At 52.4% G+C, this 20911-nt stretch carries 17 protein-coding genes and 1 tRNA gene; 7 read left to right on the plus strand and 11 right to left on the minus strand.

Features of this window, described 5'->3' with window-relative positions; translation table 11 throughout:
• Positions 1-83 precede the first annotated feature (83 nt).
• The 6 genes from ACW9KT_RS09075 to ACW9KT_RS09100 all read right to left on the minus strand — a co-directional run bounded on the left by ACW9KT_RS09075 (position 84) and on the right by ACW9KT_RS09100 (position 8324).
• Positions 84-875, minus strand: a complete 792-nt coding sequence (locus tag ACW9KT_RS09075; RefSeq protein WP_457079520.1) for a hypothetical protein — start codon at positions 873-875, stop codon at positions 84-86.
• An 88-nt stretch (positions 876-963) separates the two neighbouring features.
• Positions 964-2427: a type I restriction-modification system subunit M gene (locus tag ACW9KT_RS09080; protein WP_457079522.1), complete on the minus strand. Its 1464-nt coding sequence runs from the start codon at positions 2425-2427 to the stop codon at positions 964-966.
• A gap of 10 nt (positions 2428-2437) precedes the next feature.
• Positions 2438-3448: a hypothetical protein gene (locus tag ACW9KT_RS09085; protein ID WP_457079524.1), complete on the minus strand. Its 1011-nt coding sequence runs from the start codon at positions 3446-3448 to the stop codon at positions 2438-2440.
• 12 nt (positions 3449-3460) lie between these two features.
• Positions 3461-5020, minus strand: coding sequence for a restriction endonuclease subunit S (locus ACW9KT_RS09090; RefSeq protein WP_457079526.1), 1560 nt, complete (start codon positions 5018-5020; stop codon positions 3461-3463).
• A 17-nt stretch (positions 5021-5037) separates the two neighbouring features.
• On the minus strand, positions 5038-7881 hold the full coding sequence (locus ACW9KT_RS09095) for a type I restriction endonuclease subunit R (protein ID WP_457079528.1): 2844 nt from the start codon (positions 7879-7881) through the stop codon (positions 5038-5040).
• A 369-nt stretch (positions 7882-8250) separates the two neighbouring features.
• A tRNA-Asp gene (locus ACW9KT_RS09100) sits at positions 8251-8324 on the minus strand.
• A gap of 280 nt (positions 8325-8604) precedes the next feature.
• Between ACW9KT_RS09100 and ACW9KT_RS09105 the strand changes: the two genes are divergently transcribed.
• The 5 genes from ACW9KT_RS09105 to ACW9KT_RS09125 all read left to right on the plus strand — a co-directional run bounded on the left by ACW9KT_RS09105 (position 8605) and on the right by ACW9KT_RS09125 (position 12670).
• Positions 8605-9555 (plus strand): acetyl-CoA carboxylase carboxyltransferase subunit alpha, encoded by a 951-nt coding sequence (locus ACW9KT_RS09105; protein WP_457079530.1) that lies wholly within the window; start codon positions 8605-8607, stop codon positions 9553-9555.
• 115 nt (positions 9556-9670) lie between these two features.
• On the plus strand, positions 9671-10513 hold the full coding sequence (locus ACW9KT_RS09110) for an MBL fold metallo-hydrolase (RefSeq protein ID WP_457079532.1): 843 nt from the start codon (positions 9671-9673) through the stop codon (positions 10511-10513).
• Positions 10514-10586: 73 nt separating this feature from the next.
• Entirely contained in the window at positions 10587-11348 is a 762-nt protein-coding gene (locus tag ACW9KT_RS09115) for a patatin-like phospholipase family protein (RefSeq protein ID WP_457079534.1), read from the plus strand.
• 88 nt (positions 11349-11436) lie between these two features.
• Positions 11437-12012: a 1-acyl-sn-glycerol-3-phosphate acyltransferase gene (locus ACW9KT_RS09120; RefSeq protein WP_457079536.1), complete on the plus strand. Its 576-nt coding sequence runs from the start codon at positions 11437-11439 to the stop codon at positions 12010-12012.
• Positions 12013-12106: 94 nt separating this feature from the next.
• Positions 12107-12670: a hypothetical protein gene (locus tag ACW9KT_RS09125; RefSeq protein ID WP_457079538.1), complete on the plus strand. Its 564-nt coding sequence runs from the start codon at positions 12107-12109 to the stop codon at positions 12668-12670.
• A 120-nt stretch (positions 12671-12790) separates the two neighbouring features.
• Here the strand turns inward: ACW9KT_RS09125 and ACW9KT_RS09130 are convergent, their stop codons facing one another.
• The 4 genes from ACW9KT_RS09130 to pckA all read right to left on the minus strand — a co-directional run bounded on the left by ACW9KT_RS09130 (position 12791) and on the right by pckA (position 16936).
• Positions 12791-13447, minus strand: coding sequence for a DUF4159 domain-containing protein (locus ACW9KT_RS09130; RefSeq protein ID WP_457079540.1), 657 nt, complete (start codon positions 13445-13447; stop codon positions 12791-12793).
• Between the two features lie 99 nt (positions 13448-13546).
• Positions 13547-14278 (minus strand): 16S rRNA (uracil(1498)-N(3))-methyltransferase, encoded by a 732-nt coding sequence (locus ACW9KT_RS09135; protein ID WP_457079542.1) that lies wholly within the window; start codon positions 14276-14278, stop codon positions 13547-13549.
• Positions 14279-14414: 136 nt separating this feature from the next.
• Complete coding sequence (locus tag ACW9KT_RS09140) at positions 14415-15200, minus strand: S1/P1 nuclease (protein WP_457079544.1); 786 nt, start codon at positions 15198-15200, stop codon at positions 14415-14417.
• A gap of 113 nt (positions 15201-15313) precedes the next feature.
• Positions 15314-16936 carry a phosphoenolpyruvate carboxykinase (ATP) gene (pckA, locus tag ACW9KT_RS09145; RefSeq protein WP_457079546.1) on the minus strand — a complete coding sequence of 541 codons (1623 nt, stop codon included), beginning with the start codon at positions 16934-16936 and terminating at the stop codon, positions 15314-15316.
• 249 nt (positions 16937-17185) lie between these two features.
• Between pckA and ACW9KT_RS09150 the strand changes: the two genes are divergently transcribed.
• Positions 17186-18616, plus strand: coding sequence for a peptide MFS transporter (locus tag ACW9KT_RS09150; RefSeq protein ID WP_457079548.1), 1431 nt, complete (start codon positions 17186-17188; stop codon positions 18614-18616).
• Between the two features lie 92 nt (positions 18617-18708).
• Complete coding sequence (locus ACW9KT_RS09155; protein WP_457079550.1) at positions 18709-19104, plus strand: SH3 domain-containing protein; 396 nt, start codon at positions 18709-18711, stop codon at positions 19102-19104.
• A 144-nt stretch (positions 19105-19248) separates the two neighbouring features.
• Here ACW9KT_RS09155 and groL read toward each other — a convergent pair whose 3' ends face one another.
• Positions 19249-20892, minus strand: a complete 1644-nt coding sequence (groL, locus tag ACW9KT_RS09160) for a chaperonin GroEL (protein ID WP_457079552.1) — start codon at positions 20890-20892, stop codon at positions 19249-19251.
• Positions 20893-20911 lie beyond the last annotated feature (19 nt).

Here is a 20911-nt window from a genome sequence, read left to right on the forward strand (position 1 = left end):
GGAGCAGATAAGGTAATAGGCTTTTGCCTGAAAGGCGATACATAGTGCACTTCGGACAGAAGTGCAGTTAAGTAGGTGCTAGATTAAAATTGGTAGTATCGTAGCTCTGCTGTGTCACTTCCAACTTTAACCCTAAGGCTGTCAATCTGCTGAGGTTTCAGCGTATTGTCTGCGTAGGTCCAATGGTAGTCATCGGCGAGGCCGCGCTTCCACTTTACCCCGGACGGCCAGTTCTCTGGAATCTGCGGGCGCAGAAAGTGTGCTGCTCCAAACACGGGCCGTTTCCAGTGGTGGGCAGCCCCAGCCAAGCCATGCCGTGCGAATTGCACGTCACCCCCATGGTCTTCACCTGCTGGACTGAAATAGTGAATAGTATTTAGCACTGCATGCACTGGTAGCTCCATACCGACCTTCCTTCTCCTTAGCCCGAAAATATCGTTGCAGATGGCTAAATAATACCGCTTGCCTTTTTTAGTGAAGGTACGGTTCCAACCGGCTTCCTTTTCCCAAGGACCATCTGCTTTAGTAGGCAAATCCATCTGAAACTTGCGAGCCGCTGCCTTGATCTTACTTTTACTAATAGCCACGGCTAATTCATGCCGTTGCCCGCCTATGTTTATATCTAAGCCCACCGCCACTACAGTATTAGGGCTGTGCTGCTTAACCAGCGGCGGTAAATGCTCTTTTACCCATTTATACACGTCTAAAGGCTTCTTGCGAAAGTTGAAATAGCCCCCCGGCAATATCAATACATCTGTAGGATGGAGCTGGGTTAATATTACGTCCAATAGCGCCAGCCGCTGTGATGCTGTGGCCTCAAAGTCTGCGGTGTTAGTAGAACGCTGAATTAGAGCCGTACAAATAGAATAAGCCATGCTCCGATAGGTAAGCAATAGAAATAGAGACCCACTCAAAATGAAACCAGGCACTTGTCGTGAGTGCCTGGTTTTTAATCAGCTTAATCTACTCAGTCACCTCTAGCTCCTCAGCAATGCTGGTGAACTGGGCCAGGGCTGCCTGCAGGTTCTCGGTAATCTCCAAAGCCAGCACATCGGGGGCAGGCAGCGAGGCGCTGTCCTCCAGAGTTTCGTCCTTAAGCCAGAAGATGTCCATGCTCACCTTATCGCGGGCCAGCAACTCTTCATAAGTGAAGGACTTAAATCGCTCGGTTTCTGTACGCTTGCCTATTTCCCCGGGCTTACCGTAGCATTGCACAAAGTCGTCGAGGTGGGTGCGGCGCAGGGGGTTGGTTTTAGGAGTGAAATGCTGATTTGTCCTTAGGTCGTATACCCATAGCTTACTAGTGCGAGCATTTTCTCCGCTGGTCTTCTTGGTGAAGAAGAGTACATTAGCCTTTACGCCTTGGGCATAGAAGATGCCGGTAGGCAGGCGTAGTAGGGTATGTACATCACAATCTTTGAGCAATTTGCGGCGGATAGTTTCCCCCGCTCCGCCCTCGAAAAGTATGTTATCGGGCAGTACCACAGCAGCATTACCGTCCACCTTGAGGATGGTGTAGATGTGCTGGATAAAGTTGAGTTGCTTGTTACCAGTGGTGGCAATGAAGTCGGGCCTCTCGTAGGTCGTCTTTTCCTTGCTGGCTTCCCCATCCTCGCCGAGTACAGTGATGCTGCTCTTCTTACCAAAGGGCGGGTTGGCTAAGATGATATCATGTCGCTCACCGGGGTCTGAGGCGAGGGAGTCCCTGGTGAGCACGGGGCTTTCCAGGCCGCCGATGCCGTGCAAGTACAGGTTCATGGCTGCTAGGCGCACTACAGAATCTACAATGTCGGAGCCGTAGAAGGTGCCATTGCGCAAAGCGTGCTTTTGGTCGCGGTCCATGGTGCGAGCGTAGTGCTTTACCAAGTAGTCGCGGGCCACGAGTAAGAAGCCCGCTGTGCCGCAGGCAGGGTCACAGATGGTCTGGCCTGGACGCGGAGCAACTACGTCGACGATGGCCTGGATAAGTGGGCGCGGTGTGAAGTACTGGCCTGCACCGCCTTTCACGTCCTCAGCATTGCGCTCTAGCAGGCTTTCGTACACCTCACCCTTTACATCGATGCTCATGCCTGACCAGTTTTCCTTGTCAATTGTGCTGATGAGCTGACGTAGTAGGGCAGGGTTGTGAATTTTGTTCTGCGCTTTCTTAAAGATGATGCCGAGCATGCCGGGTTGATTGGACAAGCTAGTAAGTACGTGGCGATACTGCACTTCCAATTCGTCGCCTTCGAGCTTGCGCATGGAAGCCCAGTTTTGACCCTCGGGTAGTGCAGGTACATCGTCAGTATCAGCCTGCTCGTCGGCCATTTTAAGGAAGAGCAGGAAGGTGATCTGCTCAACGTAATCACTATAGCTCACCCCGGCGTCGCGCAGAACGCCAGCGTAGTTCCATACGCGCCCGGAAATTGTAGAAGCCTCGTTATTCATTAGGAAGTATTTATTTCAGTTTGGACCAGGTAGCAGCGCGCAATTTCTCAGCTAGTTCTTCGGGAGAAGCTGGCAATAAGTGTCGTACCCAGAAGTATTCCCGGCTGCTGCGCATGCCACCAGAGGTATTTTTGTGGAAAGCTGTTTCTACCAGCGGGCCAAGTACGAATACCCGAGCGTTCCAATCAGTATTATCAAGGTAGGCTTGCTTAAACCGTTGTCGGGCTAGGTCTACGATGTCGCCTTCAGCAGAGCCGTCATTAATCCAGAGTAGCTTGTGTGTGTTATCTTTATAGAGGTCAACTACTCCTCGGACGTTGGCAATGTAGCGCACGTACTTGCTCCAATACAGGCCAAGGAACTCGCAGCGGCTGTGGCTGTAAGCGCCACCTTCCGCCGGGCAGATGTAGACATTAGCTGACACCAACATGCCCGCAAACTGAGAGCAGTTGCATACATCTAAACGACCTTTCCAGTCGGGGAGCAAGTTTTCGTGGTTTAGGTATTGCTCAAACTCGTCGATGGTGCTGTTGAGGCTAGGAGACAAGCCTGGAAGGCGTACAGCGTCGAGCAACTCCTGAAAGGTGACGGCGGCAAAGACGATTCGCCCACCATATTGCTCAGTGCATTGCTTTTGCACGTCCTTAAAACGTTGACTCACATCACCCTCAAAGTTAGAAAGCGCTAGCATTATTTTCTGCTCAGCGTTTTCCTGCGCCAGCGCGATCAAGTGGTCGCTAAGCTGCTGTGAGTAAAACCAATCGAAGTTCTTGGTTTCGATATAAACAGCAAATGAAGGCTGGGTGATGATGCCATCGGGTACGCTGGCTCCTTTGCCAACCTGCTGCTGGAATTGAACACCTACCTGCACGCCGCTGCCACCCCCTACGATAGTACTCAGTGCCTCTGCCAGGAATTTAGGATGTTCCTGATACAGTAGCTTCAATACCAATAGGCAATAGTTAGTCGTGCGGTTCTCTTTCTGGCTGTAGCCGGAGAATAAGCTTATTTCTCTTCCCACAATTAAGGAAAACTAAAAAGACAGGTCGATTTGGATTGAATCCTTAGCCTTACGTCCGCGCTTAGCTTTAGCAGCGGGCTGGGCAGCTGGCTTCTGGTCAAGCCGAGCTAGTAGTGCCGCGGCAGGCTCATCGGTGGCATTCTGAGGCACGAGCTTACCAGTGAAGGCGCGGTGAAGGATACTTTGACGCAGCCGTTCGGAGCGGACGAGTTCCACTTTCAAGGCTTGTTCAACATGGTCGAGTGCTGAAAATAGTCGATCGACTTCCAATAAGATAAAATCTTGTTCAGCTAGTGAAGGAAGAGGCACTGGAAGCTCACGCAGAGTCGATAGGTTCAGAATATCCATTGTCCCACCGTGTGATACCGTAGAAAACCTAGACTTTACGATTGGTGAGTCAATATAAATCTTAGCAAAGTCTGCTCTTATAGTTTGGTTGTCAAGGCTAAGTTTCACCAAACGAGGATTGATGATTCCAGGTAGAATTCCATCAGGCAGGACTAAAACTTTGCCGATTGTACCAACCAAGCTTATTAAAATGTCGCCAGGTTTAACTGCACAAGATTTCAAACTCTCGTATCGCGCTTCATCAATAAAATAGTCACCGTAGTTTGCATCTTGACGAATAACCTGTTCTTGACCATAAATCTTGTAGCCAGAGGATACATAGTATTCTTTCTTTAGAGCCGAACCAAAGGGGCCTGCCTTAAGAGCATAGGCTTCAAGAGCAGCTACTTGAGCAAATCCTGTCCACGTCCACCCCTTCGGCAAGTCCGGCAACCCAGAAGTATCAGGGGCGGCAGGCTCCTCGTATTTCTTTTTCCAAGCGTCATTAAGCGAAAATTGCCCCCCACGCTTCGCCACTTGAATGGCTTCCCATTGCGCCCGTCGCTCCTGGCGGATGCGCGCCAGTAAATCCTCTCCTGTTTCCTCAGGCTGGGGATGAGCTTCACGCCAAGGGCGGGTCAGTTCGCCTGTCACCGCTGCATGCAGCACTGATTGGCGGTAGCGTTTCAACTGGGCCTGGGTTCGGCGTAGGGTGGCCACGCCCGCATCTAGGCGGCTAAAAAGCTCCTCTAGCTTTGCCACGATGCGGCGCTGCTCGGGCAGGGGCGCTAGGGGGAAAGGGATGCTTCTAACAATATCCTGACTTATGTTTGGCTGCGCTCCTCCCTTTCCTTGCGCAATCAGCTCTCTACGTATAGAAATTAGATAATTAAATGCATACTGTAACTCTACTGATTCAGGTAGAAAAATCCCACACACAGCCTGATTAGTAGTTGCATCCATGGTGAGGATGCCAACTTTACCAACAGTTGCTCCATAAAGGGCAACTAGCAAAGTGTGTTTAGGAAAGACTTTAGCGCTGGAATTGGCGACTGCATCTTCAGTAATAAACTCCTCACAGTTCTTGACATAGCCATCCCCTAGCTCACCCGATTTAACCCAAGGAATATGACCAGTGAAATAGTGAGGATTTTTGCGGCTTGGAGTGCCACCACTACTTGTTCTTGCTAATTCGCCAATGGTTGTCCATATCCAGCCCTTCGGCAATTCCTTTTTCTTCTGCATTCTATTAATTAAGCCGATTACGCGGCGAGTGCTTTATTTAATTCTTGCACCACTGTGGGAAGCTCATGGCCGAATAGGGTTTGAGCGCGTACGTAGCCGCCATAATCCTGAAAAGGTACGTAACTGAAATCCGCTGTTCCCACAGTTAGGGAAGAAGCTATGTGGTCCTTCATCATGTCAAGCCAGTGTCTTTGCTGCTCATTGAACATGCGGCCCGCCAACTGCTGCTGGCTTAACCACTGTAGGTAGCGATCTTCTACGGTCTGGGGGAAGGGTTCAAGCACATTGGTATGATTTAGAGCAAAACGCACCAAATTGATGAGATTGGTAAGCATCTCTTTGGTACCAGCTTGGCCCATGTTCCCCCGTACTCGGGTTTTATCGAGCCGCTCATATGCATCCCAGAGATGTATCGGGGTCAGGCTTGGGTGCATCCGCTTCATGTCATCGGCAAGTTCTTTAAGTTGCTTGTGAGTCAGTTCGCGGTCGCTCCAAGGTTGGTTGTAAAGTATTTGCAAGGCTATAATTTCGGATTGATGTTCCTCAAGGAAGGCGTGAAACTTACCTACATGTTGGCGGGCTAACTCCTCAGCAGCTTCCTCTTGTGAAAACTTTCTGCCGAACTCTGAGACCAAAATTTCATCAATACTGAGATGGTCGATAATAAGGTCTTTCTGGGTGTGCAGCTTGATTAGTAGCTCGCGTAGCTCAGGGTTTTCGAAGGGGGCTACTGCAGTCGTTGTGAGCTGCTGCTCAGCCTGCTGATAGTACTTTTCTGGAACTTCCGCTGGCTGTTCTTCTCCATCAGATCCAGTGATGGAGAGCACTATACCTTCAGCCTGAGCCAGACGAGTAGCTGTGTCCTCCAATTTTATTGGGTCGACGGCATCAAAGAGCCGGCCTGCAAGGTCCTTAACAGTGGATCCTTCCGCATGCTTTCCTACAGCTGCCTGCTCAGCGGGTGTAAGCTGCTGATCCAAGCGCGCCAACCGGGTAGCCAGGGTTTTTAAATACCCTGAATCGGTGCTGCCAAGTGATAATGCTTTTAGTAATTCTTTGAAGCTTACGCCCTTAATAGCTTCAGTAGTAATAGTTGACTCCTTTTTCAGTGAGTGCGTTACACCTACTGCATCAACTAGTACAAAGCGCGTCTTCATAGTGGCGTCGGAGCTTACTTCCTGTAGGTCGCTGCTACTAATGACACGAGTGCCCCGGCCCTTCATTTGCTCAAAGTAAACGCGGCTACGCACGTCGCGCATAAAGAGCAAACATTCCAGCGGGCGGATATCAGTACCGGTGGCAATCATGTCCACCGTCACGGCTATGCGCGGATTATAATCCTTGCGAAACTTGCGGATGAGCGTATCAGCTTTTTCGCCAGTAGTGCCATGGGTGATTTTTTTGCAGAAGTCGTTACCCTTGCCAAACTCCTCGCGCACAATGTCTACGATGCGGTCAGCATGGTCGTCGCTCTTGGCGAAGATGAGCGTTTTGGGCACGATACTCCGACCAGGGAAGATCTGAATGAAGAGCTTATCCCGAAATTCGCGAATAACACTACGAATTTGGTCACTAGCCGTTACGGAACGGTCAAGCTGGGTAGCAGTATAGGTCAGGTCGTCGTCGAGGGATTCCCAGCGCTTCTTGCGCGTGAGGCGCTCGACGTGTTGTACTGGCTGTCCCTTTTCTACCGTGGAGCCCTGTTGGGAGATTCGTGTACCAATGTGGTACTCATCGGAACCCACGTTCACACCATCCACCACGGCGCGCTCGTGGCTGTACTCCATCACCAGGTTGCGGTTGAAGAAGCCGAAGGTTTGCTTAGCTGGAGTGGCTGTGAGACCTATGAGGTGGGCATCGAAGTATTCGAGCACCTGTTGCCAGATGTTATATATGGAGCGGTGGCACTCGTCGATAACTACAAAATCATAAGTCTCAGGCGGAATGGTAGCATTATAAGCCACCTCCTTAGGACGTGATGTAGCTATTACTTCGTTATCCTCAAATCCAGAACTCTCCTCGTTGGCAGCTTCGTACTCAGCTTCGCCACGCAGCATAGAGTACAGGCGTTGAATAGTGGTGATAGTGACCTTGCTAACCGTATTAAGCTTGTTGGAAGTCAAGTGCTGTACGTTGTACAACTCAGTGAACTTTCGGCTGTCGTCGGCCGGGGTATATTGCTGAAATTCCTGCAGTGTCTGTCGACCTAAGTTGCCGCGATCAACTAAAAAGAGAATGCGCTTTGCTTTTGCAAACTTAAGGAGTCGGTAGATTAAGGATACGGCTGTGAACGTCTTACCCGAACCGGTCGCCATCTGGATGAGAGCACGAGGCCGGTCGTAACTCAAGGATTCTTCTAAGTTGCTAATAGCTTCCACCTGACAGTCGCGCAAGCCAGTGGTAACTAGCGCAGGAAGTGACTGCAGGCGGTGGCGCAAAGTCACATCATCATTCAACCAAGCGCGCAATGTTTCTGGGCGGTGAAAGTTGTAGACGTTGCGGGAGCGAGAATTGGGATCTCGCAGGTCGCGAAAGCGTACCTCACTCCCGTTAGCCTCGTAACCGTAGGGCAGTACCGGCGCTGCCCTTTGAATATACATGGTGGAACTGGTCTGGTAGCGGTTAGTTTGCTCCGCTACAGCTATTAGAGAGGTGCCCTCTCGTTTAGCTTCCACAATACCAGCTAGCTTTTTATCTACGATTAGACCATAATCAGCAGGCCCTGTCTCTGTTTGAAGCTCTCGCACCGCAATACCAGGTCCAGCGCCTAGATTGATTTTATCAGCGTCTTGAATTATCCAGCCAGCGAGTTCAAGCTGCTGGTCGATGCGCAGGCGAGCCTGCTGTTCAGGGGTATGCATAGAGCAAAGTAAAATTGTATCAAATAGAGACGCAGTACATATAGTTAGCCAGCAAACATAGTAAAAATAGGCTGCTATGTTTGCTGGGATTATGACTTCATTCTAACACAATTCTGAAGCTCTATAGCCATACTCCAGAGTTAGCACAGCAAGGGTATATTTAAATTTACAAGTTAGACAATGGGAAAGGAAGTGCACTACTGTGCCTTATTCTATAACTATCGGCGCTATCTGCACAGGATCTGTTTTTGCGCTCGACCTAAGAAAGAGAAATTTGAGGCATCCCACTGTTTGTTTTACCTATGTTTTACCTACAAACAAAAAGCCCTTGTAAGTTATTGACTTACAAGGGCTTCACAGGATGACCTGCGGTCCGGACGGGACTCGAACCCGCGACCTCCGCCGTGACAGGGCGGCATTCTAACCAACTGAACTACCGAACCAATTACTTTGTGGGTGAACCGTTTGTTTTTCCCTTAAAGTGCTGCAAAGGTAGGAGGAGGTTTGAGACTGCACAACACAGGGCGCAATTTTTTTGTAAAAAAAAGCGTTTCTATTCAGTTGTGGCTGTTTTTCAGCGACATTGTTTTTTGTAGCCATGATTCAAGCGGTTCGGTATCGCGGGTGGAATGGTTTCTCTTACCTTTGCCGACTCTGGTTTGAGCCTGATTTATCCAGCTTCTACCCCTTTTTCGTTATCTGACGCCTATTTCTTTCCCGGCAATGCTCCTCGATTTCGAACAACCTATCGCGGCCCTTGAAGGCAAACTCCGCGAAATGCAGCAATTGGCTGTTGACAGCCAAGTAGATGTATCGGAGGCCGTCGCGGCGTTGGAGGCCAAAATCAAGGCCCTCAAAAAAGAAACCTACGCCAACCTCACCCGCTGGCAGCGGGTGCAGCTCTCGCGTCACCCCGACCGGCCGTATACCCTCGACTATATCGAAGGCATGGCTAGCAAGTTTATTGAACTGCACGGCGACCGTACCGTAGCTGACGATAAAGCTATGGTAGGCGGCTTTGCTGACTTGGATGGCCGCTCTGTGATGTTTATTGGTCAGCAAAAGGGTCGTAACACGAAGCAGAGGCAATTTCGCAACTTCGGAATGCCTAACCCCGAGGGCTATCGGAAGGCTTTGCGCCTAATGAAGCTTGCGGAGAAATTTAACAAGCCAATCGTCACGCTCATCGACACGCCTGGCGCATTTCCGGGCCTTGAGGCCGAAGAGCGGGGGCAGGGCGAAGCTATTGCCCGCAATTTAAAGGAAATGTTTCTTCTGAAGGTGCCGGTTATCTGCGTCATTATCGGCGAGGGGGCATCGGGTGGAGCATTGGGCATTGCCATCGGTGACCGGGTGCTGATGCTGGAGAATACGTGGTACTCAGTTATTTCACCAGAGTCGTGCTCCAGCATCTTGTGGCGCAGCTGGGACTATAAAGAGCAAGCCGCAGAAGCCCTCAAACTGACGGCAACCGACATGATGCAAGCCAAACTGGTGGATGGCATTGTGAAGGAGCCGCTGGGAGGGGCCCATACCAATGCGCCTAAAATGATTGATACTCTGAAAAAGACCCTCATCAAAACGCTCGATGAGCTAAGTGCTATGCCCGCGGACGAGCGCATCAGCCAGCGTATTGATAAGTTCGCGGCTATGGGCGTGGTGGAGAATATTTAATATTTATCAGTTACCATTTAACAGCTGTTCTGGTCGCGTTAAATGTCCTTTCAAAAGAAGCCTTTTTCAGGGCTGAGTGATTGTTGAATGTTAAATGGTAACTGATAAATATTAAATGAACCTGCATACTATTGATACTGGCTTGTTCAAGCTCGATGGTGGGGCCATGTTTGGCGTGGTGCCTAAAAGCATGTGGCAAAAGTTGAACCCACCCGACGAGAACAATATGTGTACGTGGGCAATGCGTTGCTTGCTCATTGAGGATGGCAACCGCCTCATTCTCGTTGATAATGGGATGGGTAACAAGCAGGATGAGAAGTTCAGAGGGCATTTTTACCCTCATGGCGATGATACGCTGGAGAACTCCCTGCGCCAGCGGGGCTTCACGGCTGCCGATGTTACCGACGTATTTCTGACGCATCTGCACTTCGACCATTGCGGTGGATCGGTGGTGCGTACGCCGGGGGGCAATTTGGAAGTGGCTTTTCCGAATGCTACATATTGGTCGAATGAAGCGCATTGGCAGTGGGCTGTGACGCCTAACGCTCGGGAGAAGGCTAGTTTTCTGAAGGAAAACATCCTGCCTATTCAGGAAAGCGGGCATTTGCAGTTCATAACCCCGGGCGCCGCTTCCCCGCTGCCGCAGTTTCGGGAAATCATCTTCGTAGATGGTCACACTGAGAAGATGATGGTGCCCGTGCTGGAATACAAAGGCCGCACACTAGCCTTTATGGCTGACTTATTGCCCTCGGCTGGCCATATTCCGCTGCCCTACGTGATGGGTTACGATATGCGCCCGCTTGTGACGTTGGCTGAAAAAGAAGCGGTACTTAATCGGGCGGCGGCTGAGAATTGGGTTCTTTTACTCGAGCACGACCATACCGTAGCCGCTTGCACCGTGCAGATGACCGACAGAGGAGTGCGTTTGGCAGAAACCCTGCGCCTAGAAGATCTGTAGGTCTGAAGTTGAGTTATTTAACTGATCAACTGACAGGCTGTGTTAAACCAGGCGTCTTCGTAACAACTACCACATGCGGGAAATAGGCTTTGCATTGTCGGGGGGCGGAGCACGTGGAATTGCGCACCTAGGCGTATTGGCAGCGCTAGACGAGCTAGAAATTCCGGTAGCGCGGCTCGTAGGAGTTAGCTCCGGCGCCATAGTGGGCGCCTTTTATGCGGCTGGCTATGCACCGGCTGAGATATTGCGCCTGTTTACGGCCATGCCTATAACCCGTTTGCTACGGCCAGCCTTTAGTAGGCATGGATTGCTGCACCTCGACGCGGTACAGCAGCTACTGGAAGAGCACCTGGGGGCCAATTTTACATTCGCCGACTTGCAGCGCCCTCTCACCTTGGTAGCCACTGATCTGGTGGAGGGTGTATCCGTATATTTTTCTGAAGGGCCGCTGCTGCCGGTTCTGCTGGGCTCTTCGGCGGTACCCGTTCTTTATAGACCTGTCGAGTACCAGGGGCGACAATTAGTTGATGGGGGCTTGCTGAATAACCTGCCTGTGGAGCCGCTCCTCGACCAAGGCATGGCCGTTGTGGGCGTGCACTGCAATCCGGTGAATGCAGCCGCGCGCATCACTTCTTTTCGCAGCCTGGTGGAACGCACCTTACTGCTGGGTATCAATGCTAACACGCCCGCCCGACGGCTACGCTGTGACTTGGTCATAGAGCCGCCCGAACTGCGCCACTTTCGCACCCTGAGCTACCGCCGCGCCACCGAGCTCTTCGATATTGGTTATCGCCATACGCTTAGCCTGGCGCCTCAGCTGCGAGCGTTGCAATAGAAAACGCGCACGGCCGGTTAAGGGCCAAAAAATTATCTAGTTTTAACCCTGGGGGGCATTTTTTCGTTGGCCCACCAAACAAATCTTTATGCCAAGAGCCTCTACTACACCTTTCTTCTGGTACTACTTCTCTAAATTCTGGTTTTGGCTAACAGGCTGGAAGCTAGTTTCACGGGTCCCGCCTGGTATAACTAAAGCCATGATGATTGCGGCCCCGCACACGAGTAATTGGGACATTCTGTACGCTCGGGCCTCCTTCTTTCTGATGAATGTGCCCGTGCGCTTTACCGTCAAGAAAGAGTGGGTTGATAATCCTTTTGTGGGGTGGCTGATGCGCTCGTTGGGTGCTCTACCCGTAGACCGTAGCCGCAACAACAGCCTCGTCGATGGGATGATAAAGCTGTTTCAGGAGCGTGAGGAGCTGGTTATTCTTATCACGCCCGAAGGCACTCGTCAGTACCAGCCCAAATGGCGTAAGGGCTTTTATTTCGCGGCCGAGGGAGCCAACGTCCCCATCCTGCTGGGTTTCCTGGATTATAAGAACAAAGAATCCGGCGTTGGTGGTCCCATTTACCCTAGCGGAGACTATGAGGCCGATCTGGAGAAGATACAAGCCTTCTATCGGACTAAAACCGGTAAATTTCCTGAAAAGGGAGTGCGCTAATACTTGCTCTCAATTGTTATCAGTGCACCACGTGTGGGGTGAAGAAGCCGAAGAATGGCTTTTACCTAATTCACTCACGCCTCAAACTAACCCTATGGACAAGTTTCAAACCTTACTGCTTATCCTTCTCGGCCTAGGTGTTTTTGTGTGGCGCATGATTCAAAAGGCCCGCGAGATGGCGGATCGAGAAGTGCGCGAGCGGCCCACTCCGCCCAAAGTCCCGGGTTTGCCCACTACTTCCTTTCAGGAATTGCTGGAGCAGATGAAATCGCAAAATAGGCAGGGGAACGAGGGCCAGCCCGCACCGCCTGTGGCTCGCCCCGCGCAAACCACGCCGGCTGGTCGGCCACTACCGCGTGAACAGGCTCCAGTACCGCGCAGCTTGGAGCGCACGGAGGTGCCTGCCCGATCGTTAGAAACCATTCCGCCGCCGGCCCGCTCTCTCGAAGCCCTGGCGCGGCCCGCACGTCGCGCTGATACCCTGCCGCGCACCTCGGCGCTGCCAGCCCGCGACGAAAACCGGTCTCGCCAACCTATCCGGGCTGCCGAGGAGGCTCGCCAAGATGCTCGGCGCCGCGTGCAGGCCATGCTGCGCAATCCGGCCGACTTGCGTGCGGGCTTTATTTTGAGCGAGATACTCAAGCCTAAATACGATTAAAACCCCACTAGGTGCTGGGGGCAAAAAAGCTGCAACGGCCGCTTCACTAAAACCTAGTGAGTCGGCCGTTGCAGCTTTTATAGTCATGAACTTGCCTACTTATACAGCACAGGCGCGCTTTTAGTCCTGGGTCAGGGCGTAAGCTACCAAATTGGCACCCATGCGGAGCGCGGCCTCATGCGTAGCGGGTGGGTCATCGTAGGTGCCTACGTCTTCCCAGCCGTTGCCTAAGTCGCACTCATAGCTATAAAAGCACACCAGACGGCCTTTGTAGAGGAGGCCAAAACCCTGTGGACGCTTGCCTTCGTGCTCATGTACCTTGGGCAAACCTTTGGGGAAATCGAATTTTTGGTGATAAATGGGGTGGGAGAAGGGCAACTCTACAAACTCCAGCTCTGGAAACACCTTCTTCATCTCGGGGCGGATGAACTTGTCGAGGCCATAGTTGTCGTCGATGTGCAGGAAACCGCCGCCAGTGAGGTAACGTCGCAGGTTCTTGGCTTCAGCTTCCGTAAAAACGACGTTGCCGTGGCCCGTCATGTGTACAAATGGGTACGTGAATAGCTCCGGGTTGTCGAGCTCCACAACAGCCTCTTCGGGCGCAATGTTGGTTTTAAGCGTCTGGTTACAGAACTGAATCAGGTTGGGCAAGCTCGTTTTGTTGGAGTACCAGTCGCCGCCGCCGCCGTAATGTAGCTTGGCAATACGGAAGCTCGGGACGGGGGACGCTGCCGTGCCCAATAAAAGGACGAGGGCCAGAAGAAAATGCTTGAGCATGGTGGTAGTGGGGTTTCTCGCGGAGAGAACGTAGATAACGGTAGCCGCCGTTCAATGAAGCGTCTCGCTTAATACTTGCTGGTTCGCTGGTTTTAGTAGTTAACTCACTTTAATGGTTGAATTAAGGGCAAATTCGTGCGCAATATGGACAGTATGAACGGCCGCTAGTGCGGCCGTTTCGGTGCGAAGGCGCGTCGCGCCCAGCGTTACAGGCCGGATGCCTCGCTCTAGTGCCGCATCAATCTCGACTGAGGTAAAGTCGCCTTCCGGCCCAATCAGGATGCAGCAATTTGCCCCCCGAGCCGCCACCTGCGACAAGGCTGTACGCTCGCCTTCGGCCAGATGTGCTATAAAGCTGGTAGATGGCTCGAGAGTTGGAATAAAGGTTGAATAGTCCGTCAGATCGCCCAGCTGCGGCAGCCACGCCTGCCCCGACTGTTTCAGGGCGCTAATGGTAATTTTCTCCAGCCGATCCAGCTTTAGCTCGCGACGCTCGGAGCGTGCACAGCGTAAAAAGCTAATGCGGTCTACCCCGATTTCGGTAGCTTTTTCAACTAGCCATTCCATCCGGTCGAGGTTTTTGGTGGGCGCTACGGCGAGGTGTACAGCATAAGCACGGCGCGGTACTCGTTGTTCGTGGAGTACGCGAAGCAGGCAACGCTTTGGGTTGGCGTCTGCCACCTCGGCCTCAAAAATGCCCCCCACGCCATCCAAAAGCTCCACTGCGTCGCCGGGAGCGAGGCGCAGTACGCGGACGGCGTGCTTGCTCTCGTCCTCGGGCAGCAGATAAGTTGCGGAGTTAAGATTGGGGGCGTAAAAGGTGTACGGCATACGACGAAGATACCAGGGACGCGGTAAGGAAATGAAAAGCCCCACCGACCAATGCCAGTAGGGCTTTTGAAATGAGTGCAATGGTCTGCTTACGAAATCGCCTAGCAAGTAACTTAGTTGGCCATTAAGTAGCCGCTTAGCCGAGTGCCTTATTGAGCACCCCGGCCAGGCGGATGCCAGCATCAATGATCCGCTGGCGCATCAGCACGGAGTGGGCCGGATAGTAGCGGTAGTCGATATCGGCATTGTTGGGGGTCTCCTGGTATAGCTGGTTGCTGGCCTGATACGATTCCCAGAGCCACTGCTCGGGTGAAGCGGCCTGTAGCTTCCGCACCACACTGCCACGCAGCTTGGCGTCGTAGGCTGTAGCCATTTCAGTATAGGTTAGACCCTGATAATCAAGTAGGCCGCTGTCCCAAAGGCTGTGCAGGTTGGTGTCGCGGCCGCGAAATTTCACCTTAATATCGTTGCCGCCCTTATCCTCGGCGTGGCCCGCGTGCAGGGGCTGATGCACATCACCGACGATATGCACGACAAACTTTAGCGCCGCCAGGCGTTCAGCCTGCGATTTGCTGGTGTCTTTCAGGATGCTCAATTGCGTGAGCAGGGCATTGTAAGCGTTGGGTTCCGTTTGGGCCTTCAACTGCTGCACATATTGATCGTGGTTGAGGCCTGAGGGCGTGTTTACGTAGTGCCAGGGCGCAGTTTCCTTAAACTCCGGGTAAGAACGAATTTCGTCGGGCCAGGTGCTGATTAATGGCATTGTTTCGGTACCCAGCAATTGGTAGACTTTGCTTTTGGCGCGGCGAGAGAGGTGTTGTTCGGCAATTTTACCAATGGCGCGGTGTCCATCTGTGCCCCAGGCCCATAGGCTAAGCGGCGAGAGGAACACAAGGAGCAGAGGCAGCAGAAGCTTACGCATAGGGAAAGGAGGAAAAGTAGTTACAAGCAGCAAAACTAGTGGGTTTGGCTGGATAGGAACAAAAAAGCCCCCCAGTTTGCTTCTGGGGGGCTTTTTTGAATTGCAGTATGATACTATACGCCAGCAGCAACGGCCACTTTGGGCGCGCCAGCTAGTATGTCTTCGTTCGCATAATCAGCGTACTTCTTGAAGTTGCTCACAAACTTATCAGCTAAGGAAGCAGCGGTTTTATCGTACGCCTCTTTGTCGGTCCACGTGTTGCGTGGTTCCAGAATATCGGCTGGTACGCCGGGCACGCTATTGGGCACTTCTACGCCGAACGTAGGATGCTTCATGAACTCAACGTCGTTTAGCTCACCGTTGAGGGCAGCCGTAATCATGGCGCGGGTGTAGCTCAGCTTCATGCGCGAGCCTACGCCGTAGCTGCCGCCGGTCCAGCCCGTGTTGATCAGCCACACGTTCACGTCGGGGTTTTCGTCCATTTTCTGGCCCAGCATCTCGGCGTACTTGGTGGGGTGCAGGGGCAAGAACACAGCGCCAAAGCAAGCCGAGAAGGTGGTCTGAGGCTCGGTGATGCCCATCTCAGTGCCGGCTACCTTCGCCGTGTAGCCAGACATGAAGTGGTACATGGCGTGGCTCTTGTCAAGCTTGCTGATGGGGGGCAAAACGCCAAACGCATCAGCCGTCAAGAAGAAAATGTTCTTCGGCGCATCGGCCACCGACGGCTCAATGGCATTGTCGATGAAATGGATTGGGTAGGCCGTACGGGTATTCTCCGTCACCGACTTGTTGGCGTAATCCACGGTGTGCGTGCCGGGGATGAAGCGCGTGTTCTCCACGATGGCACCGAACCGAATTGCATCCCAGATTTGCGGCTCTTTCTCGCGGCTTAGGTCGATAACCTTCGCATAGCAGCCGCCTTCAAAATTGAAGATGCCCGCGTCGGGAGTCCAGCCGTGCTCGTCGTCGCCGATCAGGCCACGGTTAGGGTCGGCAGAAAGAGTGGTTTTGCCCGTGCCCGAAAGGCCGAAGAAAATAGCTGCGTCGCCGGCTGCACCCACGTTGGCCGAGCAGTGCATGGGCAGCGTGTTCTGCTCATGCGGGAGCAGGTAGTTTAGCACACCAAAAATGCCCTTTTTCATCTCGCCAGCGTAGCCCGTGCCGCCAATGAGAATCATTTTCTTGGTGAAGTTCAGGATAGCAAAGTTGGACTGGCGGGTACCATCTACGGCCGGGTCAGCCTCGAAGCCGGGGGCGCAGATGATGCTGAAGTCAGGCGTCCAGGTGGTGTCCTCACCTTCAGCAGGGCGCAGGAACATGTTGTAGCAGAACATGTTGTGCCAGGCTAGCTCATTTACTACGCGCAGCTTTAGGCGGTAGTCGGGGTTAGCGCCAGCAAAAGCCTCGCGCACATAAATTTCTCTATCGGCCAAGTAGTCCACCATTTTTTGGTGAAGCTGGTCGAACTTATCAGCATCGAAGGGGATATTGATGTCGCCCCACCACACACTGTCTTGGGTGTTCGCATCCTGTACTACAAAGCGGTCCTTAGGCGAACGACCAGTGAACTTACCAGTGTCGGCCATGAGCGCACCAGTATCAGTGAGGGTTCCCTCGCCGCGGCGTAGAGCTTCCTCTACCAGTTCAGCGGGCGTAAGGTTAAGGTGTACCTTGGAAGCCTGGGCAAATCCCAAGGGTTGAAGGCGGTTAAGAGCGTGGGTGGCAGTGTCCATCATAAGCCGATAAACAATAATTGGGTGGGTGGGAGATGGGAATTGTAGGAGCAAAAGTAGTCAAAAAACCGACTCAGACACGGCTGAGTTAGCCTCGATTGTACTCGTAGCGAATTTTCGCTGTACCTATTGACATCGTATACCAGCACAGAAGGGAAAAGTTAGCTGTTGCGAAACTTTTGTAGCTTTACCAACCCCCGCCCTCTGTTACAGGGCGGTTTCCTTTCCACCTCCATCTTTACCTTCTTTTACATGCAATCAGCCTCCGTCGTGCCCAATCAGCCACCGGTTGCCGCGCAGCAAGGACACCCCAAAGCCCTCTATCTGCTCTTCTTTACAGAACTCTGGGAGCGATTCAGCTACTACGGCATGCGGGGCCTGCTTACGCTGTACCTTACCAAAACCATCTTGGCAGGTGGCCTGGAAGTACCCGCCGCAACGGCTACGCTTATATACGGTTACTTCACTGGCTTTGTGTATTTTACGCCCATTATCGGGGGCTGGATTGCCGACCGTTTCATTGGGCAGCGGCGCGCCATCCTTATTGGCGGTACCCTGATGGCCTTGGGGCAGTTTTCTCTATTCTCAACTACTCCCGGTAGTCCAGCCGTGGCGTTTGGCCTGCCGCTGACTACTTGTCTGGGGTTGCTGCTACTTATTATTGGTAACGGCTTCTTTAAACCCAATATTTCCACGCTTGTTGGTCAACTCTACGAGCAAGGCGACCCCCGCCGCGACTCGGCGTTCACCATCTTCTATATGGGCATCAACATCGGTGCCTTTCTTGCGCCGCTGGTGTGCGGTTATTTTGCCGAAGACCTATTTGCTACGAAGACCGTAGTTAACGGTGTGGAGCAGGTAAGCAACTACGGCTTCCGCTACGGCTTCTTGGCCGCTGGTCTGGGTATGGTACTGGGGCAAATTATCTTCAACTTATTTGCCCCCCGCTTGCTTGGCCCTATTGGCTTAGCGCCAGTGAAGGTGGTGAAAGACGTGAATGCGCCGAAAGAAACGCTGTCGAAAGAGGAAACCGACCGTATGGCGGTGATTTTCATTATCACGCTATTTGTGGTGTTCTTTTGGGCCGGCTTTGAGCAGGCCGGTAGCTCCCTAACCTTGTACACGGATAGCTACATCAACCGCGAAGTGTTTGGATATTTGATTCCTACTTCTTGGTTTCAATCAGTTAACCCACTGTTTATCGTGGCGCTGGCACCTATCGTTGCTAGCATATGGCTGAGCCTGGGCCGTAAGGGCAAAGACTTAAGTATTCCCGTTAAAATGGGCTTAGGAATGGTGCTGCTGGGTATGGGCTTCCTGTTTATGGTGGGCGCTGTACTAGAGCGCGGCGGCGACGTGAGTGATACGACGGTGAAAGCCAGCATCCTATGGTTGCTCGCTACTTACTTCTTCCATACCATCGGCGAGTTGTGTTTGTCACCTATTGGCTTGTCTATGGTGACGCGCCTAGCTCCAATCAGTTATACCTCGGCCCTTATGGGTGTGTGGTTTCTGGCTCCCTTCGTCGCGCAGATTGCCGGTGGCTACATCGCAGCTTACGTGGAGGAACTCGGGGCTTTGAAGGTGTTTGGCCTTATTGCCGGCTTCGTTATTCTGGCTGGCTTGATTCTGATTGCTATTGCCAAGAAGCTATTCCACATGATGCACGGCCGCGGAAACTAGGTTTTCTATGCCACGGAAAAGCCCCCTAGACCAAGTCTGGGGGGCTTTTTTGTATACGTTTTCATACCTAGGTTTCTACTGTCCTTATATATATGAGCAAGTTTCTGCGATTAGCCCCCGTGCGTCGGCAAGCGGGAGAATGGCGCATTAACTGGTGGCAATTAGTTGGGTGGACCATGCTAGTTAATACCGTTTTCGGCTATTTAGTCTACTATTACACCCAACCCGTCCCCAGCCGTCTGCTCTCTCATCCAGCTGCTGTTATGGCCTTGGATGTCCCACTATTATCTCACCCCACCACCGACCTGACCGCTACAACCATGGGCGTTGTGACTCAAGGCGACACGCTGGAGGTTCATGCGGTACAAGCTAATGGCTGGTGTCGGGCGTCGTTGCGAGAGGCCCCTTGGTCTAGCGGAAGGGGAGCCACGGGCTACATCCAGACGAGCTACCTCTCTCTGCTGGATTCCACCAAATTTACCCGCTAAGCTTTAGCAGTGCTGAAGCTCATAGTGGTAAATTAAGATGGATGGTCTATTCCAGCGCGACATAAACACAAAAAGCCCCCCAAACATTGTCTGGGGGGCTTTTTACTTGTTAAGCGAACAGCTAAGCTAGCTGCGCGGCTGATATTACATCATGCCGCCCATGCCACCCATGCCGCCCATGCCACCGGAACCGCCAGCACTTGCTTTCTCTTCTTCTGGCTCATCCGAGATAACACACTCAGTGGTCAGGAGCAAGCCAGCAATAGAAGCAGCATTCTCCAAAGCCAAACGGGTTACCTTGGTTGGGTCGAGGATGCCAGCGGCCATCAGGTTCTCATAGCGGTCTTCGCGGGCGTTGTAGCCGTAGTCGCCTGAGCCTTCACGCACCTTCTGTACTACCACCGAGCCTTCGCCACCGGCGTTGCCTACGATGCAGCGCAGCGGAGCCTCAAGGGCAGTGCGGATGATGTTTACACCCGTACGCTCATCGCCGTTCAGCGTGTCAACAGCAGCCAGTGACTCGATAGCGCGCACCAAAGCAACGCCACCACCGGGTACTACACCTTCTTCAACGGCTGCGCGAGTTGCGTGCAAGGCATCGTCAACGCGGTCTTTCTTCTCTTTCATCTCTACTTCCGTAGAAGCACCGATGTAAAGGATAGCTACACCACCCGACAACTTAGCCAAACGCTCCTGCAGCTTCTCCTTATCGTAGTCCGACGTAGTCGTCTGAATCTGAGCTTTGATTTCGTTGATACGGGCCGTGATAGTAGCCTTCTCACCTTTACCATTGACGATGGTCGTGTTGTCCTTGTCAATGATGATTTTCTCAGCAGTACCGAGGTACTCGATTGTAGCGCTGTCAAGCTTGTAGCCGCGCTCTTCCGAAATCACAGTACCACCAGTTAGCACAGCGATGTCTTCCAACATAGCCTTTCGACGGTCGCCGAAGCCGGGAGCCTTTACGGCTGCAATCTTCAACGAACCACGTAGCTTGTTAACTACCAATGTAGCCAAAGCCTCGCCATCAACATCTTCCGAGATGATAACCAAAGGCTTACCAGTCTGAACTACTTGCTCCAATACGGGCAGCAGCTCCTTCATAGTGCTTACTTTCTTGTCATAGATTAGCACGAAGGGGTTTTCCAACTCCACTTCCATCTTCTCTGGGTTGGTCACGAAGTAAGGGGAGAGGTAACCGCGGTCGAACTGCATGCCTTCCACCGTTTTTACTTCGGTTTCAGTGCCACGAGCTTCTTCCACGGTGATAACGCCTTCTTTGCCCACTTTGTCCATAGCGTCGGCAATCATTTGGCCGATTTCCGAGTCATTGTTGGCCGAAATGGTACCTACCTGGGCAATCTCCGAAGAGTTCTCAATCTTCTTCGACTGAGCCTTCAGGTTAGCAACAACAGCGTGTACTGCCTTATCGATGCCGCGCTTCAGGTCCATTGGGTTGGCACCAGCAGCTACGTTCTTCGAACCAGCAGTATAGATAGCCTGAGCCAATACAGTAGCGGTAGTAGTACCGTCACCAGCCTGATCAGCAGTCTTTGAAGCAACTTCTTTTACTAACTGAGCACCCATGTTCTCAACGGGGTCAGTCAGTTCAATTTCTTTGGCTACCGTCACACCGTCCTTGGTGATGGTGGGGGCGCCGAATTTCTTGTCGATAACCACGTTGCGGCCCTTAGGACCGAGGGTTACTTTCACGGCGTTAGCCAGCTTATCTACACCGCGCTTTAGCTTGTCGCGGCCGTCGGTGTCGAATTGGATGTTTTTAGCCATCTTATTTTTGGATAGAGAG

The organism is Hymenobacter sp. HD11105 (assembly GCF_054051685.1).